At 67.1% G+C, this 17,339-nt stretch carries 15 protein-coding genes; all 15 read left to right on the top strand.

Going from position 1 to position 17,339, the window contains the following annotated elements; genetic code table 11:
- Window positions 1-812 precede the first annotated feature (812 nt).
- The 15 genes from QMG86_RS20130 (at window position 813) to QMG86_RS20065 (ending at window position 17,275) form a co-directional block, all read left to right on the top strand.
- Window positions 813-2,924 carry an ATP-binding protein gene (locus tag QMG86_RS20130; protein ID WP_281874045.1) on the top strand — a complete coding sequence of 704 codons (2,112 nt, stop codon included), beginning with the start codon at window positions 813-815 and terminating at the stop codon, window positions 2,922-2,924.
- On the top strand, window positions 2,924-3,760 hold the full coding sequence (locus QMG86_RS20125) for a Pvc16 family protein (RefSeq protein ID WP_281874042.1): 837 nt from the start codon (window positions 2,924-2,926) through the stop codon (window positions 3,758-3,760). Before QMG86_RS20130 ends, QMG86_RS20125 begins: the two co-directional genes overlap by 1 nt.
- Window positions 3,761-3,814: 54 nt before the next feature.
- Entirely contained in the window at window positions 3,815-4,972 is a 1,158-nt protein-coding gene (locus tag QMG86_RS20120; RefSeq protein WP_281874041.1) for a phage tail sheath subtilisin-like domain-containing protein, read from the top strand.
- Window positions 4,973-4,984: 12 nt separating this feature from the next.
- On the top strand, window positions 4,985-5,419 hold the full coding sequence (locus QMG86_RS20115) for a phage tail protein (RefSeq protein WP_281874039.1): 435 nt from the start codon (window positions 4,985-4,987) through the stop codon (window positions 5,417-5,419).
- A gap of 2 nt (window positions 5,420-5,421) precedes the next feature.
- Window positions 5,422-5,799: a hypothetical protein gene (locus QMG86_RS20110; RefSeq protein ID WP_281874038.1), complete on the top strand. Its 378-nt coding sequence runs from the start codon at window positions 5,422-5,424 to the stop codon at window positions 5,797-5,799.
- Complete coding sequence (locus QMG86_RS33605; protein WP_350356412.1) at window positions 5,751-5,960, top strand: DUF6760 family protein; 210 nt, start codon at window positions 5,751-5,753, stop codon at window positions 5,958-5,960. The genes QMG86_RS20110 and QMG86_RS33605 overlap by 49 nt, the downstream gene beginning before the upstream one ends.
- A gap of 782 nt (window positions 5,961-6,742) precedes the next feature.
- The gene (locus QMG86_RS20105) at window positions 6,743-7,405 is read left to right on the top strand and encodes a CIS tube protein (protein ID WP_281874037.1); all 663 of its coding nucleotides are present in this window, start codon (window positions 6,743-6,745) and stop codon (window positions 7,403-7,405) included.
- Entirely contained in the window at window positions 7,405-8,622 is a 1,218-nt protein-coding gene (locus QMG86_RS20100; RefSeq protein WP_281874035.1) for a phage late control D family protein, read from the top strand. Before QMG86_RS20105 ends, QMG86_RS20100 begins: the two co-directional genes overlap by 1 nt.
- A 31-nt stretch (window positions 8,623-8,653) precedes the next feature.
- Window positions 8,654-9,316, top strand: a complete 663-nt coding sequence (locus QMG86_RS20095; RefSeq protein ID WP_281874033.1) for a phage baseplate assembly protein V — start codon at window positions 8,654-8,656, stop codon at window positions 9,314-9,316.
- Between the two features lie 12 nt (window positions 9,317-9,328).
- The gene (locus QMG86_RS20090) at window positions 9,329-9,610 is read left to right on the top strand and encodes a PAAR domain-containing protein (RefSeq protein ID WP_281874031.1); all 282 of its coding nucleotides are present in this window, start codon (window positions 9,329-9,331) and stop codon (window positions 9,608-9,610) included.
- Between the two features lie 2 nt (window positions 9,611-9,612).
- Window positions 9,613-10,023: a GPW/gp25 family protein gene (locus QMG86_RS20085; protein ID WP_281874029.1), complete on the top strand. Its 411-nt coding sequence runs from the start codon at window positions 9,613-9,615 to the stop codon at window positions 10,021-10,023.
- Window positions 10,020-13,199 carry a putative baseplate assembly protein gene (locus QMG86_RS20080; RefSeq protein ID WP_281874027.1) on the top strand — a complete coding sequence of 1,060 codons (3,180 nt, stop codon included), beginning with the start codon at window positions 10,020-10,022 and terminating at the stop codon, window positions 13,197-13,199. Before QMG86_RS20085 ends, QMG86_RS20080 begins: the two co-directional genes overlap by 4 nt.
- A gap of 7 nt (window positions 13,200-13,206) precedes the next feature.
- Window positions 13,207-15,447: a putative baseplate assembly protein gene (locus tag QMG86_RS20075; RefSeq protein WP_281874025.1), complete on the top strand. Its 2,241-nt coding sequence runs from the start codon at window positions 13,207-13,209 to the stop codon at window positions 15,445-15,447.
- A 20-nt stretch (window positions 15,448-15,467) separates the two neighbouring features.
- Window positions 15,468-16,301 carry a hypothetical protein gene (locus tag QMG86_RS20070; RefSeq protein WP_281874023.1) on the top strand — a complete coding sequence of 278 codons (834 nt, stop codon included), beginning with the start codon at window positions 15,468-15,470 and terminating at the stop codon, window positions 16,299-16,301.
- A complete protein-coding gene (locus QMG86_RS20065) occupies window positions 16,298-17,275 on the top strand; it encodes a hypothetical protein (RefSeq protein WP_281874021.1) in 978 nt (325 codons plus the stop codon). Before QMG86_RS20070 ends, QMG86_RS20065 begins: the two co-directional genes overlap by 4 nt.
- Window positions 17,276-17,339 lie beyond the last annotated feature (64 nt).

Below are 17,339 nucleotides of genomic sequence, written 5' to 3'. Positions count from 1 at the left end.
TCATCACTGTTTCCACGGCATGTCTATTGTTGTGGAATGCGTACGCAACCGCTCCATGGGCTAGGCGCACCATCTTTTCTGTAGGTGGTTTCTCATGAGGAGGTCGATCGATCTTTATCAAGTATCCTGCCCTCGGTGCATACCCAGCGTACCGCGAACCGGCTGGATCGATCCAGCCGTCCACGCTCGCACACTAGCCAGTGAGGTGGTCGACCAAGTTTGTCCCGCGCGGTTCGCGTTGGTGACCGTGTGCTTGGGCTGACTGAAGGGCATGTCTCACGGCAACGTCCTTTCCTTGGCTACCGAACATGTGCGCCAAGTCGCACCCAAACGTGACGGATTGGTCCCGGTACGACTTCCATCGCGGACACTCCGGCGTTATGAAACCGGACTGGGTTCGAGCACCTCTGCCTCGCGCAGTTCGCGTAGCCGCTCTGTGCGAACCTTCTCGGTGAGGCAGGGAACACCTGGTTGAAATTTTGATGGCCGACGAGATCCTTGACATCGTCCCGAAGGTGAGGCACACTCCCATCTGCACTGCGCCCGACAGTTAAGTTGCTCGAATTCCCCCGCTACCTCTATTTGGTAACATTCTAGTCTCGGAATTGTCTTCGGATCGTGGCTGGAAATGGGTTCTGATGGTCGCGAGTTCGCGGCCGTGGCCGGATTGCCAAATCTCCAAAGGGAGAAACAGCAATGTCGACTGACGTGGATATTCGAGAACGGCTTCATCGCTTCGTCGTCAGGTCCGTCGCGATAATCGTCCCGCTCCGCGCGGGTGACTCAGCGCTACCGGTCGTGATGGCCGAGCGGTGACGGTGTCCGGGCTGGTCGAGTCGCTGCGGCGACTCGACGCACTGCTGACGCGTGCCGTGGACGCGGCAGCCGAGGTGTTCGGGTCGGATGCGGCGGCTGATCCGTATCGCGGTCTGGTGATCCGGCCTGAGGAGGTCGCCCGGTTGCTGCGCCGGAGCCCCGGGCAACCGGTGTTGTCCGGTGGCGCGATTGTGACCGATGCCCATAGCGAGGTGTGTGAGTGGCTTGCGAATGCGTTCGATCTCACGGCGTTCGATCTTGATCTTCTGCTGATCGCGGCCGCACCGGAGATCGATCTTCGGTACGAGCGGCTGTTCGGCTATCTTCAGGATGACGTCAGCCGGCGCCGCGCCTCAGTCGATCTTGCGTTGCACCTGCTGTGTGCCGATGCTGCAGAGCGGATAGCGGCCAGGGCCAGGGTGGCGCCCGACGCGCCGCTGGTGCACCACGGTCTGCTGCATCTTGTCGTCGATCCGGCGCGGCCGCAGCAGCCGTTGCTGGCGCAGGAGATGCTGGTGGACGGGCAGGTGCTGCGTCTGCTGCTGTCGGAGTCCACCCTGGACCCACGGCTCGTGGGCCGTGCGTTTCTCGGTGAGCCCGGGCGGCCTCGCGCGGAGCTCCCACTGGACGATTGCACTCTGGATGCGCTGCCGACCGCGGACGTGATGCGGACTGGTGGCGACCCTCCGCCACGGCTGTTCTTTTGCGGCCCGGGCGGGGTCGGCCAGCTGGCTGCGGCTGAGGCGCTGGCTGCCGAGGCCGGTCGGCGGCTGTTGGTCGTGGATCTCGAGCGGGCATCCGGTGAAGAGCGACCGGTCGAGGAACTCCTCCGGATCGCGTTTCGTGAGGCGTGGTTTCGGGGAACTGGGATCTTTCTCGGCGGTGTCGACGCGGTGCCTGCCGCAGCTGCGGGCCGACTGCGTGCCGCGCTCACCAAAGAGGTCGCGTGCTCGCGCGTGCTCACGGTGCTGTCGGGTGAGGAGGTGTGGATTCCGGCGTCAACTCGTGGGGAGCTGGCCGCTGGTGTCGTGGCCGTGCCTTTTCCGGTGCCGTCGGCGCCCAGCCGCGCGCGGTGCTGGAGGGCGACTGTCGAGGCCGCGGGGATGGCTGTCGATGAGTGGGCTGTTCAGGCGCTTGCCAGTCGTTTTCGGCTGACGGATGCGCACATCCGGGAGGTCGTCGCAAGCGCGGTGCACCGCGGCGCGTGGATGGGTGCGCTCCCGGCGTCTGACGATCTGTTCGCGGCCGCTCGCGCGCGATCCGGCCGCGAACTCGGGACGCTGACCCGCAAGATCGACCATGTGTACGGCTGGGATGACCTCGTCTTGCCCGCCGACACGAAGGCGCAATTGGGCGAGGTGGCGAGCCGGGTAGCGCACCGTCGCCGCGTCCTCGACGACTGGGGGTTCCATCGGCTTCTGGCCTCCGGGCGCGGGATCTGCGCGCTGTTCGCGGGGCCGTCGGGCACGGGCAAGACGATGGCCGCGGACGTCGTGGCGGGTGAGCTCGGGCTCGATCTCTACGTGATCGATCTCGCCACGGTCGTCAGCAAGTACATCGGTGAAACCGAGCGGAACCTCAAACGAATATTCGACGCGGCCACGACCGCTGACGCGGTGCTGTTCTTCGACGAGGCGGACGCGATCTTCGGCAAGCGCTCGGAAGTGCGCGATGCCCACGATCGCTACGCCAATGTGGAGATCGCCTACCTGTTGCAGAAGATAGAGGAATACGACGGCATCGCGATTCTCGCGACCAACCTGCGCGAGAACCTCGATGCAGCGTTCTTACGGCGGCTGCAGTTCGTCATCGATTTCCCGGTACCCGACGAGGCGGACCGAGAACGGATGTGGCGCCGCTTCATTCCCGCTCAGGCTCCAGTGGACGACGCCATCGACTACCCCTTCCTCGCCCGCCAGTTTCGCCTGCCCGGCGGCAACATCAAGAACATCGTGGTGTCTGCGGCGTACCTCGCCTCGGCCAACAGCGGGCGGATCGACATGGGACACGTCATGCGCGCGGCGCGGCGCGAGCACCAGAAGATCGGCCGGGTGCTCTCCGACAGCGATGCGGGCGCCTACGCCGACATACTCGGTCGGGAGGGCTGATGTTCGACGATCTCGGCCTGACGCTGCGCAAGATTCTCGACGACGCGACCGCGCCACCCTCGCTCGCGGGTGTCGAGGTGACTTTCAAGACCCCGGACAAGGCGTTCGCCCCGTCGGTGACGACGCTGGATGTGTTCCTCTACGGTGTCCGCGAGAACCGGATGCTGCGTGACCCTGAGCCAATCCTGGATCTCGTTGGCGGATCGTATGTCAGGCGCACACCGCCTCTGCGGGTCGATTGCGACTATCTCGTCACGGCATGGTCGAAGAAGACCGACGACGCCGCGGTCGCCGAGGAACAGCTGATCCTCGCCAACGCTTTGCGCAAGCTGAGCCGCTTTCCGACGATCCCGCCGATCTACCTGCAGAACTCCCTTGTCGGCCAACCGTTTCCGGTCCCGATGTGGGTGGCGCAGTCCGGCGACGGGATGAACCTCGACGAGTTCTGGACCGCGCTCGGCATCTCCCCGCGCACCTCGTTCCGGCTCGTGGTGACGATTGCGATGGATCTCGAGGTGACTGCCGCGGAGGGACCGCAGGTGATCACCAGCGAGATCGATCTGGACGACGACCTGGACCCAGCCACCCCGGGCGAGCCGATGTTCGCGATCGGCGGTGTCGTCCGCGACCCCGCCGGGACCGTCGCCGGTGCTGTCGTCACGGTCACCGGAGGACGGGCGGCCACCACCGACGCCGACGGCCGTTTCCGGCTCTCGGGTCTGGTTGCCGGCGAGCACATCCTGCGCGCGACGGCGACAGGCCATGTTCCGCGGGACGAGGTGATCACCGTCCCAGCCACCGCGCCCGACGGCTACGACATCACGTTCCCGCCATAGCCGACCATCTCACACACCACCCCAGCCAACCCCATCGAGAAGGAGCCGCTGCCGATGACTGTTCCGCTTTCCCCCGGCGTCTACGTCCGCGAGACACCCCTTACACCTTCGATCGCCGGTGTGGGCACCAGCACGGCCGCGTTCATCGGCGTATCGACCGTCGCCGAAAACGAAATGCCCGTTGGCCCGGACGGCAAGCCTTACACCCTCGTCGCTCAGGGCGTGCCGTTCCCGGTGACCAACTGGGAGCAGTTCAAGCGTCAGTTCGGCGACTTCGACGCCGGCAACCTGAACCTCGCGCACTCGGTGTACGGCTTTTTCAACAACGGTGGCAGTCGCTGCTGGGTGGCCAGGGTCAGCAACTTGGACGACGCCACCGAGGTGGATGCCGTGCTGACGAGGATGGCGGCGATCGACGAGATCGCCATCGTCGCGGCACCTGGCGCCCTGAACGACGCCGTTCGCGGCAAGCTTGTGGACCATTGCGAGAAACTCAAGGACCGGGTTGCTGTTCTGGATGGCAACGACACAAAAACGATCACCGTGGACGCGATCAAGGGAGCTGTAAAAATCAGCGACTTCGCGGCCATCTACTTTCCGTGGATCGAGGTGTCGGACCCCGTGTCCGGTGGCACGGTTTCCATCCCGCCGAGCGGTTTGGTTGCCGGTATCTATGCCCGGGTGGACGGTGAGCGCGGCGTGCACAAGGCCCCGGCGAACGAACAGGTCAACGGGGCACTGGGCCTGACCTACCGGCTCTCCACCGCCGAACAGGACGGGTTGAACCCGGAAGGAATCAATGCGATCCGTCTGCTCAACGGCACCATCCGGATCTGGGGTGCGCGCACGATGGGCGGCGACCTGAACGAGGCGGCGGGCGGCATCAAGTACGTGAACATCCGCCGGTTGATGAACTTCCTGCGCGAGTCGATCGACCAGGGCACCCAATTCGCGGTCTTCGAACCCAACAGCGAACCGCTCTGGCAACGGATCACCCGCAGCGTCAACGGTTTCCTCACCGGGGTGTGGCGCGACGGAGCCCTCTTCGGGACCGTCCCCGAGGAGGCGTTCCGCGTCATCTGCGACGAGACCACCAACCCTCCCGATGTGCGCGCCCGCGGACAGGTGGTCACCGAAGTCTGGGTGGCGCCGGTGAAGCCGGCCGAGTTCGTGATGTTCCGTATCGCTCAGGTCAACGAGATCCCCGCGTAGGAGGCGGCACCCATGGCAAACGGAGTACGGGTCGACCCGTATCGCAACTTCAACTTCCTGGTCGAGATCGACGGAATCACTCAAGCGGGCTTCACCGACTGCTCAGGGTTCGGCGCCAGCGCTGACCCCATCGAGTACCGGGAGGGCGGCGACAACACCACCAACCGCAAACTGCCCGGCCCGACAAAGTACCCGAACATCACCCTGAAATGGGGGCTGACCGATTCCCGGGAACTGTACGAATGGTTCAGGGACGTCACGAAGGGGAAGGTGTCACGCCGAAACGGCAGCATCATCCTCAACGACCTGGACGGCACCGAGGTCGCCCGCTGGAACTTCTTCGAGGGATGGCCCACCAAATGGGACGGCGCGGACTTCAGCGCCAAGGGCACCGACGTCGCGATCGAAACGCTCGAGATCGCACACGAGCGAATCGAGAGGGCCTAGCCGTGTTCCAAACCGAGTACCCCTTCACGCTGCCGCTGGGCTATGTCGACGAGGACGGCACACTGCACCGCGAGGGGATGATGCGGCTGGCCACCGCGGCCGACGAAATCCAACCGCTGCGAGACCATCGAGTGCAGCAGAACGAGGCGTACCTGATCGTGATCATCCTCGCCCGTGTGGTCACCGCCCTCGGCACCCTCGGGCAGGTGAACCCGAAGGTGATCGAGAGCCTGTACGCCGCCGATCTGGCGTATCTGCAAGAGCTCTACAACACCGTCAATCAACCGGAAAAGACGAACGGAAAGGTGTCGTGCCCGCGGTGTGAGCACACATTCGCAGCGGCAACGAACGCGGCGGTGAACGGCGAGGGGGGATCGTAGGCTACCCCCTCGCCTCGCTCTACGAGGAGGTAGCCTTCCTCGCTTATCACTTCCATTGGCCACCGGATTCGGTCATGCGGATGGAGCACGCCGACCGACGCCGATGGGTCGCCGAGATTTCCGCCATCAACGAGCGTTGCAACGAAGGGATCCCGAGGTGAGCGAACTCGCAAGCGGCCCCAACCTCAAGCGCTGGACAGCATGGGCGCACACCAAAACCCGGCGCGCGAGACGCCACGGGCGGGTGCACCGGCCATCTCAGATGACGTTGCTACGTCGCCCTGTCGTCCGAGCCGAGCAATCGCGCACTCGACAGCAGTTCAGCTTCACCGCTCACCTGCACCTGACCGTCCGCGCGCGAACAGTCATGCCCCGGCCACCGGCCGGGCACGGCTCGCATGTAGTGATCGAGCAGCGCAGCACAACGCGATCGGTGCTCGCATACCGTCACGATACGGCGGTGCCCGGCGTGGGACTGGGGCGTCCGTCGTCGGAGCCGATGCGGGCGCGTGCATTTGGCTACGAGCGCTGGGATCCCCAGACTCGCGCCACTCCCAAACTCCTTCCTGCGACCCGGCCGCCCGCGGTCGCGGTGGCGGCGTCCGACCGCGCCGAGGCTCGTTTGCCCGCGGTATGCCGCAAGATGATCATGCGAGTGGCCTACGGGCACCGACGCATCGAGTCTCCAGTTCGCCCCACCGCCCTTCCTCGGAATCGCCCGGCAGTCGGCGTCGAGGTCGATCGGGCGTCGAGGGATGTCGCTCGCCGGGGTGTCGGTATTCCGGGTTTCGGGCCCGTCGCATCGAGCCCGAGCCCGGCGCTCCCACCGCCAGTTGACCTCGATGGCTTAACCGAGCAGATCGTGACCCGGCTCGACGACCGCCTCACCGCCCACCGCGAGCGGTTCGGCCGAGCGTTCTGAGAACGGTGAAGGGAAAGGTGCGTGGTGGAGAAGCTGAAAGTTACGGTCGAGCACACCGGGCAGGAATTCCTTTTACCGTTCAACCCGGAGGAGTACACGCTCAACCAGGACAACATGTTCGCCTCCCAGGCGATCCCCGGGCTGTCGGGCCCCATTCTGCAGTTCGTCAACGGCAACATGCAGACCCTGGAGATGGAGCTGTTCTTCGACACCTGGGACACCGACGACGTCGAGAAACGGGACGTCCGCGAGCTGACCGGCAAGGTTGTCGGTCTACTGGAGATCGATAAGGAACTGCATGCGCCGCCAGTACTGCGCGTGCAGTGGGGGTCGCTGGACTTCCGATGCGTGCTGGCCAAGGCGAATCAGAAGTTCCAGATGTTCGCCGACGACGGCCGACCCGTCCGGGCAAGGGTGTCGGTGACGTTCAACCGCTTCATCGACGCCGAGCGGGAGGCCAAGGAGGTGGACCGGCAGACGGCGGACTTCACCAAGATCCACATCGTGCGCCAAGGCGAGACACTCACTCGGATCGCCACCGAGCACTACCAGGACCCACGCGTCTGGCGGCCGATCGCGCTGGCCAACGCGCTCGCCGATCCACGAGAGATCCACACCGGACAACCGCTGCGGATTCCGTCGCTGCCTTTCCACGACCCTGACTCCGGTGAGGTCGTGCGCTGATGGCCCGCTACCCGTCCTACGCGCCGGAGTTCGCGATCGAAATCGATGGCGAAGCCATCCCGCCCGCCTTACGGGGGTCGATCTCGCGAATCAGCCACACCGACGGGATCGAAGGCGCGGACCGCGTCGAGATCACCCTCGCCAACGAAGGACTGCGCTGGCTCGACCACCCGCTCCTGCAAGTCGACCAGCCGTTCGCCCTGTCGCTCGGCTACGCGCCCGACCCGCTCGAACGCGTCTTCGTCGGCGAGATCACCGGCATCTCCGCCGCATTTCCCGGCGGCGGGATGCCCACCCTGACGGTGGTCGCGCACGACTTCCTGCAGCGACTGACCACCGGGACCAAGGACCGCGGGTTCCTGATCGACATCCCGACGATCGGGCACTTCCCGTTGCCCGACCCCGCGGTGACCTCCCTCGTCGCCGCCGGCAATCTGCTCATCCCACACAACGACCCGGTGGGCGCGGCGCTGTCGTTCTTTGCCCTGCTGATGGCCTACGCGATCGATCCGGATGAGGCGAAGAAGGGCGTCCGCCTACAAGGCTCACAGAGCGACTTCGACTTCCTGACCGGGATCGCGAAGGAGAACGGGTGGGAAATGCACATCGACCACACCGCCGAGCCCCGGGGTTTCGTCCTGCGATTCCAATTCCTGCTCGGAGACCTCGCACCGAGTGTGAGCCTCACCTGGGGAGCCTCCCTCGCCGAGTTCACCCCTCGGCTGAGCACGGTGGGCCAGGTGCTCGGCGTGCAGACACGCATCTGGGTCCCCAGCATCAAGACCGAACTCGTCGTGGTCCTCGGCTGGGATTTCGACCGCGCCGCCTTCGACCTGCAGATCTTCCCCGGGTTCGAGGGCATCGAGGACATCGTGGGCCCGGCTGCGGCGCGCGAGCTGGTCAAGATCGACGCCGTCGGTGCCGCGGCCATGCCCAAGACGCTGCTGAGCGAGCTACTGCCGCGGCTGAACAATCGCCTGACCGGCAGCGGGAGCGCGGTGGGCAACCTGGAGATCAAGGCCGGCCGGGTCATCGATCTAAAGGGCCTCGGCGAGCAGTTCAGCGGGCTCTACCGCATCACATCGGCCACCCACACGATCGACGGCGGCGGCTTCAAGACCTCCTTCGATGTCCGCAAGGAGGTCTGGTTCGGCTCGATACCGACGCCGAAGGGCATCGCGGGCCTGGCTCGTGTCAACGGACAGCGCATCGGCTGAAACACACCCGGTCCGACGGAGGGAGGCGAGCATGGTGTCCCTGTTCGAGTTAGAGGGCGCACGAGAGGATGGCGGACGCGGCCCCGGTGTCAGTATCGCCGCAGGCATTGTCACCCAGAACATCGACGTGCCCATGCAGGGGCGGGTCCTGGTCCGCATCCCGTCCATCGACCAGGAAGTCTGGGCGCGGCTCGTCGCTGCGGGCGCGGGATCCAGGGCGGGCCTGTTCTACGTCCCGCGCATCGATGACGAGGTGCTCGTCGCCATGGCGCACGATGACGCGCGCGACGCCTTCGTCCTCGGTGGCCTATGGAACGCCCGCGACCGCATCCCCGTCGACGACCCCCTCACCGCGCTGACCAGCCGGATCCTGCGCAGCGGACTGACCGCCGGCGCAGGCCACCAGATCGAGATGGACGACCTGCTGCAGTCGGTCACAATCTCCACCTCCACCGACCAGAAAATCACGATGGACCCAGCAAAGATCGAGCTGTCCAACCTCGCGGGCTCGGTGACGATCACGCTGGACAACGCATCACAGTCGGTCTCCATCAAGGCCGCGGCCAGTATCACGCTCGAAGCCCCGCAGATCAGCCTCAAAGGCGCGAACGTCGAGATCAACGGCGCCGCCACCACTGAGGTGAAATCCGGCGGGGTCTGCAACGTCACCGCCCCCCTCGTGAAGATCAACTAGAAAGGGCACCCCATGCCGTCCGCCGCGCGTGTACTCGACCCGACCGGGCATCCCGGCGTCATCACCGGCCCCGGCGTGCCCATGGTGCTCATCGGCGGGATGCCGGCCGCGGTGCTGGGTGACCTGCACGCCTGTTCCATGCCGCCGACCGCTGGGCCACATCCGCCCACCCCCATCGTGATGGGCAGCGCCACCGTGCTCATCGGTGGGCGCGGCGCGGCGCGGATGGGCGATATCACCGGCTGCGGTGCCCCGATCATTACAGGGTTGCCGAGCGTGCAGATCGGGGGCTGAGAATGGTCGCCGATCCGCAAGCATTCCTCGGCGTCGGCTGGGCGTTCCCGCCGACACTCCAGCTCAACGGCACCCCGACGATGGTCACCCACTCCGACGACGTGCGGCAGGCGATCATGATCATCCTCGGGACCGACCCGGGGGAGCGGGTCATGCGACCCGACTTCGGGGCAGGACTCAGCACGTTCGTGTTCGAACCCGTCAGCCCCACCACGATGACCAGAATCCGCAACCAGGTACGCGACGCGCTGATCGACTGGGAACCTCGCATCGACGTGCTCGACGTCGCCGTGACCACCGACCCGAACGAACGCAACCAACTCCTCATCGACGTCCGGTACCGGGTTCGCGCCACCAACTCGTTGCACAACCTCGTCTACCCGTTCTACCTGGACGAAGGAACGCCGCGATGACCCGCACCGAGCAACCGCTCGTCGATGCTCGCGACGCCGCCGCGTTCGTCGCGGCGATGCTGGCACGCCGGTCCGGCTACGTGCCGGAGTGGCAGCCCGGCCCCGACGGTCCCGACGTGGCGCTGACCGAAATCGTGGGCCGCTACCTGGCCGCGATCACCGCCAGACTCAACCAGATACCTGACAAGCACCAATTGGCCATGCTCGACGCGCTGGGCGTGCCGCTCGTCCCGGCACGCGCCGCCCGGGCCCTGGTGGTGTTCAGCGTCGGCGCCGACACAGGCAACATCCGCGTCCCCGCAGGAACACGGCTGGCCGCAACGCCCCCCGAACCGGTCCCGACGAACATAGGCCCCGCTGAACCTGCCGACTCCCCGATGACAACACCGCCGCAACCGGTGAACTTCGAGACCGAGCGCAGCATAGGGCTCACCTCTGGCCGGCTCGTCGAGGTGCGCAGCCACTGGCCCGGCCGCGACCAGTCCATCGATCACACGGCGGCGATCACGGCGGGCGAACCCTTTCGGCCGTGGCGGCCTGCCGATCTGCAAGACATTCCCCACCACCTCTACCTCGCCCACTCCACCCTGCTCGCGATCTCGGCCACCAGCCATGTCGCAGTCGAATTCGAACTCTCCCAAGGGTCCTCCGAGGAACTCGGCACGGTGTGGGAATACTGGGACGGCAAGGTCTGGCGCCCGTTCCGCAACACCATCGCCGCATGCGACCGCACTGCCGCCGCGCAGGAGGACAGCACAGCACGGTTTCAGCAGAGCGGGACAATCCACCTACTCACCGACTGCGCCGAAACCACGCCGGCCACCGTCGCGGGAATCGAAAGCTTCTGGGTGCGCGGGCGGCTCACCGAGCCGCTGCCGCCGAACCCAGCTCAACTGCTCCCCGAGATCGAGCAGATCCGACTGTCCACGACCACCATTCGCAGGGTCCAGATCGTGCCACCGATTGCGGGAGTCTCAACCACGCTCGCCGGTGGCTTCCTGCCGGATACAGCGATCGTTGCCGGCGCGGAGGTCGACACCAGTGCGCTGTTCTACCCGTTCGGCCCAGCACCCCAACCGGGGTCGATCTTCTACTTCTCCTCGGAGGAAGCATTCACCAAACCGAGGGCTCACCTAGACGTCTGTTTCACACGCACCAGGACCCCGCAGGATGAGCTGTCCGATGGAGACTCGTTGCCACACCTCGTCGCCTGGGAATACTGGAACGGCCGGGAATGGGCCAGGGTGCCGAACTTCACCGCCGACCTCAGGTCCGCCCCCGCCGACCTTGACCCCACCGACCCAGCCAAAGCCTCCGTATCCGTTTCGCTCACCGTGCCCGAGGACATCGCGCCGACCAAGGTCGCCGATATCGAGGCTCGCTGGATGCGGGTCCGACTGGTCAGTGGTGGTTTCGGCGTCAGGCAAGAGGTCACCTGGACCGACTCGGCTGGGAATTCCAACACGTTCAGCTACATCGTCAGCAAGCCTCCTGCGCTGAGTGAGTTCAAGCTGGGCTACACCTGGACGCATGGCCCGTTCACCCCTGAGCGGGTGCTGACCTACAACGATTTCCGCTACGCCGACCGCACCGACGAGGCGATCTGGCCCGGCCGGATTTTCCGGCCCTTCACCCCGCCCGTAGACCTCACGCCGGCGCTATATCTCGGCTTCGACAAACCACTGCCAGCCGATGAGGTTGGCATCCTGATCGACATCGCCGAAGACCCGACGGATTCACGCGGTCCCACCCTGGTGTGGGAGTACTGGGACGGCGGCAGCTGGCGCCCGGTGCGGGTGGAGGACGGGACCCGCGGACTTCGGCTGCCTGGCCTGGTCAGCCTGATCGGTCCGCGCAACAGCGTGCCGTTGGACCGTTTCGGCAGCCCCCGCTCGTGGCTGCGCGCCCGCCTGGCCGAGGACGGGCCCCCGGGCGAGCCGACGATCCGCGCGATCTTCCCGAACGCGACGTGGGCCGTGCAACAGCAGACGATCCTCGACGATCCGATCGGGGCCGGTACCGGGTTGCCCGACCAGGTTCTCGTCATGCGGCAGGTCCCGGTCCTGCCCGGGGAGCAGATCGAGGTCCGCGAACTGGCAGGCTCACGCGCGGGCGTCGAGTGGCGGATCGTCGCACTGGAACTGTTCGGCGGTGACCAGCGCGCAGTCCGCGAGATCGAGGGACTGCTCGGTCAGGAGAGCACACGCGACATCGTCTACGGTCCGCTGCGGCTGCGCCGGGACCGCGCCAAGCAGGTCACCGAGGTCTGGGTGCGCTGGTACCCGGTCGAGCATCTGGTGCGCTCTGGGCCGAATGACCGGCACTACGCGCTGGAGCCTTCGCGGGGCCGACTGCAGTTCGGTGATGGCGCCACCGGTAAGGCTCCGCCTGCAGGTGCGGCGATCCTCGCGCGGCGCTATCAGACCGGTGGAGGCAGCATCGGCAATGTCGCGGCCGGGGCCATCTCGCAGCTCCAGGCATCCATCGGCGGCGTCGAGGCTGTCACCAACCCGATGCCCGCAGAGGGCGGCGCCGACGGAGAGACACTTGACGCGCTGCGCGTGCGCGGACCGCAGACGCTGCGGCACCGCGGCCGTGGGCTGTCGGTGACCGACCTGGTCACCCTCGCCCGGGAAGCCTCCCCGGCGGTCGCGGTGGCCACCGCGCTGGCCGGACGCTCGGCCGACGGGCGGCGGCGGCCCGGCTACGTGACACTGATCGTCATCCCGGCGACCGCCGATCCGAGGCCGTTCCCGTCGTTCGGTCTGCGCGAGCAGGTCCGCCGCTACGTCGAGGCGCGGGCGGAGGCGACCCTCGCCGCGCTCGGCCGCATCGAGGTGACCGGCCCGCAGTACCTGCCCATCGACGTCGAAGTGACAGTCGTCCCACACGACCCAGCCGAAGCCGGGCCCGTCGAAAAGCGGGCTACCGCAGCGCTGACGCGGCTGCTGCACCCCGTGCACGGCGGGCCCGACGGTAGCGGCTGGCCGCCGGGCCGCACCGTGTACCTCGCCGACGTCGCCGCCGTCCTCGAGCGCGTCGACGGTGTCGATTTCGTCGAGCAGCTGACCATCTCCACCGGCGGGCAGATCGGCGGCGAGCGCATCGCGGTGGCGCCCCACCGCACCGTGGTCGCAGGCGAGCTGCGGATCAGACCCGCACGAGCGGAAGGGTAGCCAGCACGTGATATCGACCGCACTACCACTGCAGAACCTCGACGACCGGCGCTGGATCGACCTGGTCGAGGAGGCACGAGCGCTGATCCCGTTCCACGCCCCGGGCTGGACCGACCACAACGCCCACGACCCGGGCATCACGCTCGTCGAGCTGTTCGCCTTCATCGTGGAGATGGACCTCTACCGCGTCAACCGAATCACCGATGCCCACCGCCGCAAATTCCTCGCCCTCGCCGGGATCACCCCGGCGCCGCCGCGCCCGGCCACGACCATCCTCGGGCTGCGGCTCGCCCCCGGCGAGGCCCCGCTCCCGCTGCCAGCCGGGCTGGAATTCACCGGGCACGACCCGTTCGGGACACCGATACGCTTCCGCGCCCGACACGACCTGACGGTGCAGCCCGGTCGCCTCGCGGCAGTCTTGGCCGAAGACCCGCACTCGGCCGCCCCCCGGGACCTGACCACAGCGTGGCTGCGCGGCGAGCCGATCCTGCCCTTCGGACCGGACCCGCGGCCCGGCGCGGCCCTGTACCTCGGGTTCGACTTGCCCGCACCATGGACACCCGGCACCCTCATCAGCCTCGGTATAGCCATCGGGGACCCGGACGGCCGATCAGGAAACGCCGAGCGGCAAAGGATCTCGGCCGAGACAGCCGCCGCAACCGCAGACTGCGTCCCGCCCTGGAAGATCCTGCACTGCGATGAGCAGGAGAAAGAAACCACCGAACCGCGCCGAGCCGTCCACCACAGTGCCGTGCTGTCGTGGGAACTGCGCAACGGTGCCGGGCACTGGACCCGGCTCGCCCCCGAGGAAGTCGACGACGACACCCGGGCCATGACCCTCGACGGGCGGGTTGTCCTCCGCATACCCGGACCGGTACCAGCAGGAAGCCTCGGCGCCCACCCAGAGGCTCTGGTCTGGCTGCGAGCCCGGCTGATCCACGGCGGATTCGACGCCCCACCTGTCTTGCAAGGGCTGACCGACAACCCTGTAGAGGTGGAGCAGGCCGTCCCTGCGACCACCCGGCTGCAGCTCGCCCAAGGCGCGCAGGTGAGCGGCGAGGAGCCGGTCCCGGGAGAGTTCGTCGAACTGGACGTGGACCTGGACCGCCGCGGTCAGGTGCGGCGGATCCGGTTCGGGCCGCCCCGCGCCGGCATCCCCGCTGTCCGGCTGCTGGCCCTCGACAGGGTGAAACGCTCGCTGATCGTCGAAGCCGCGGCGGTGGCCCGCGGCACCGGCGGGCCCGGGCAGCGCATCGACGTGCCCGACGCGCCACTGGTCGCGGCGTCCCTGCGGGTCACCGGACTGGAGGACGGAACGTGGCGGATCTGGTCTGCCCGGCCCGACTTCGACGCCTCCACCCGCTCCGACGCACACCTCACCGCCGACCCGACCGCTGGAACGATTTTGCTCGGCGACGGCGAGCACGGCCGTACCGCCCCCGCAGGGACGACGCTGCTGGTGACCGCGGACATCACCCGCGCCGCCGACGGCAACCTCGCGACGCGGACGATCGACCGGCTGGCCGACTCGGCACACAACCGGGCCGTCGCCGGTGACCTGAAGGCACTTGCCGGTCGGCTGGTGTGGATCGCGAACATCACGCCCGCCGCGGATGGCGCCGCCGCCGAGTCGGTGTCGGCCGCGATCGCGCGGGCCCGCGATGAACGGGAGGACGCCGCGCGCGCCGTCACGCTGGACGACTACGCCGCGCTGGCCCGGCAGACGCCGGGGGTCCGTCTCGCCCGCGCCGAAGCCCGAGCCAACACACACCCCGGATTCCCGTTCCAGACCGCGCCCGGTGTCGTCACGGTGCTAGTCCTCCCGCACCTGCCCGCCGACCGCCCGGTACCCACTCCCGGCCTGCGGAGGGCGGTGGCCGCCTACCTGAACCGGCGACGCATGATCGGCACCCGGGTCGAGGTGGCTGAGCCAGAGTACGTCCACGTCACCGTCCGGGCCACGGTCCAGGCCACAGCGGGCACCCCGACCGCGGGACTTGCGACCGCCGTCCGTGCCGCCCTCGATGGCTTCCTGCACCCGCTGACCGGCGGCCCCGACGGCGCCGGGTGGCCGTTCGGCCGCGACGTCCACCACTCGGAGGTACTGACCGTCATCGGCAAGGTGCCGGGGATCGCTCATGTCCTCGCCCTCGAACTGGTGTCCGACGGGCAAGTGAGCTGCGCCGACGTCTGCATCGGCCCCCTCGGACTGGTCGACGCCGGCCCACACGAAATCGAAGTGAGGTGAACCCGCCGATGACCGACCCCTTGCATCCGGTCGATCCGCTCCGCCTGCGGCACATCCACGGCGAGGCGCTGCTCGGATGCGACTTCACCGATCAGTCCGCTCTGGACGAGCAGCTGCGTTGGTGGCACAACCGTGCGCTGCACCGGGCGTACGGGATCGTGTCGGGCCTGGAGGTCATGCCGCCCGAGGACGGCGTCGCCACTGTCGCACCTGGGCTGGCCTACGACCGTCGCGGACGCGAACTGAAGCTCGACCAGCCAGTTGATGTCCCTGCGGACACGAGTGGCCGCTACCTAGTGCTCGCGAGCAAACCCGGTGAATCGGGTGCAGTCACGCTGTGCTGGCTGCCGCCCGACGCAGCGGCCCACAGCGACGGTGTGAGACTGCTCGTCGGTGACGCCGAGGTGTCCGCCGCGCAGGTCCGACCATTCTCCCGCTCCCGGATCGGCCGCGGAGCGACAATTCCAGGTGCCACTGCCTGGACGCCGTGGACCGAGGTGATCAACAAAGCGGAGTGGCACCTTGGACTCCAGGTCGAGGTTGACACGTCGGCGGCCGGGTTCACCGACGTGCCCTGCTACTTCACCCAGATCACGGGATCCATATCTCATCCAGAGCACGAACTGAAGCTGCTCGTTCTGTTCGACCACATCGCCCAGGCGGACAAGGACGGCTTCACCGTCCGGTTGTTGATGCCGCGGCTCAACTGGCTCAAACTGACCCAGCCGTTCTCCGTACTCGCTCCCGTGCCCGACTCCATATCCGCTCTCGTAGAGAAGTTGTGCAGCCTGGCCAGCACCACCGTGGCCGTTACCTGGATCGGTATCGAGCATCGAAGTGAGGGACACCCATGAGCTCACCCCATGAGACCCGCTCGATCGAGCGGCAGCGGTTCTTCGACGGTCAGCGTCTCTTCGCCGACGACCTGCAGCAGATCGAGGAGTTCAACCGGGAGATGCGCTGGTTGCACAACCAGAGTCTGCACCAGCCGGGGATCGGCAACGGCTTCTCCGTGACCGGCCGCAAAGGCGACCGGGAGGTAGGAATCGAGCCGGGCTACGCCATCGACGACTTGGGCCGCGAAATCGTGCTGACCAGCTCCCGCATGGTCCCGGTGCCACCGGTGGCCGACGACGGGGTCGGGCAGCCGCAACGCTACGTGCTGACCGTCCAGTACCCGAGCGACGAGGACCTGGAAGAGTTCGAGCGCCGCGAAGGGATCTGTGACACGCGGGGGGCCGTGCGCCTGCGCGAGGAACCGATCTTCTGCTGGGTGCCGCTGAATCCGGATGGCAGCCCGGCGCAGGATCCCGCCGACATACTGAGCGGGCGGAAGCTGGTGCTCGCCGATATCGCGGTGCATCACTGCACGCTGGCCAAAGACATCAGCATTGCCCAGCGGCGCAACGCCCGTCCGCCCACGCAGCCGCACATCGCCTGCGGCATCCAAGAACCGGACAACTGGGAGGAATGGATCCTGGGGGACGACACCACCACTAATGGGTGGAGAATGTTCTACCAAATCGTTGGCGGGCTCCAAGCCGAGATCCACACCCGCTCGGGCGGGTTCCGAACGGTGCCCGGCTACTTCGCCCGAATCGACGGCCGACGGGACCTCCCGATCCCGATCGATGAGCCGCCAACCCGGACCATCATCCTCGACGGGCAGCTCAGCATCGTCGAACCGACGGCCGTCGGTTTCCGGGTTCAAGTCATTGTCCTGCAGTTCCGCGCCGACGACGGTGAGCCCGCACAGCTGTCCCCGGAGGAGCTGGTCAAGCTAGCCGAGCGTCATTGGCGAGTCGGCTGGATGGGTGTCGAGGGATGAACGGCTCCGCGAATCATTCACCGCGCCCCGCGCGGCGACAGCCGGACGGTCGCGAGGAAGCCCG

The sequence above is a fragment of the Nocardia sputorum genome, from assembly GCF_027924405.1.
In the GTDB taxonomy this organism is placed as follows: domain Bacteria; phylum Actinomycetota; class Actinomycetes; order Mycobacteriales; family Mycobacteriaceae; genus Nocardia; species Nocardia sputorum.
This window is presented reverse-complemented; position numbering and strand designations above follow the sequence as displayed.

Coding starts and splice junctions, on each gene's coding strand:
- QMG86_RS20125 (WP_281874042.1), top strand. CDS start 2,924: ATGTTCGACGATCTCGGCCTGACGCTGCGCAAGATTCTCGACGACGCG.
- QMG86_RS20120 (WP_281874041.1), top strand. CDS start 3,815: ATGACTGTTCCGCTTTCCCCCGGCGTCTACGTCCGCGAGACACCCCTT.
- QMG86_RS20115 (WP_281874039.1), top strand. CDS start 4,985: ATGGCAAACGGAGTACGGGTCGACCCGTATCGCAACTTCAACTTCCTG.
- QMG86_RS20100 (WP_281874035.1), top strand. CDS start 7,405: ATGGCCCGCTACCCGTCCTACGCGCCGGAGTTCGCGATCGAAATCGAT.
- QMG86_RS20095 (WP_281874033.1), top strand. CDS start 8,654: ATGGTGTCCCTGTTCGAGTTAGAGGGCGCACGAGAGGATGGCGGACGC.
- QMG86_RS20090 (WP_281874031.1), top strand. CDS start 9,329: ATGCCGTCCGCCGCGCGTGTACTCGACCCGACCGGGCATCCCGGCGTC.
- QMG86_RS20085 (WP_281874029.1), top strand. CDS start 9,613: ATGGTCGCCGATCCGCAAGCATTCCTCGGCGTCGGCTGGGCGTTCCCG.
- QMG86_RS20080 (WP_281874027.1), top strand. CDS start 10,020: ATGACCCGCACCGAGCAACCGCTCGTCGATGCTCGCGACGCCGCCGCG.
- QMG86_RS20065 (WP_281874021.1), top strand. CDS start 16,298: ATGAGCTCACCCCATGAGACCCGCTCGATCGAGCGGCAGCGGTTCTTC.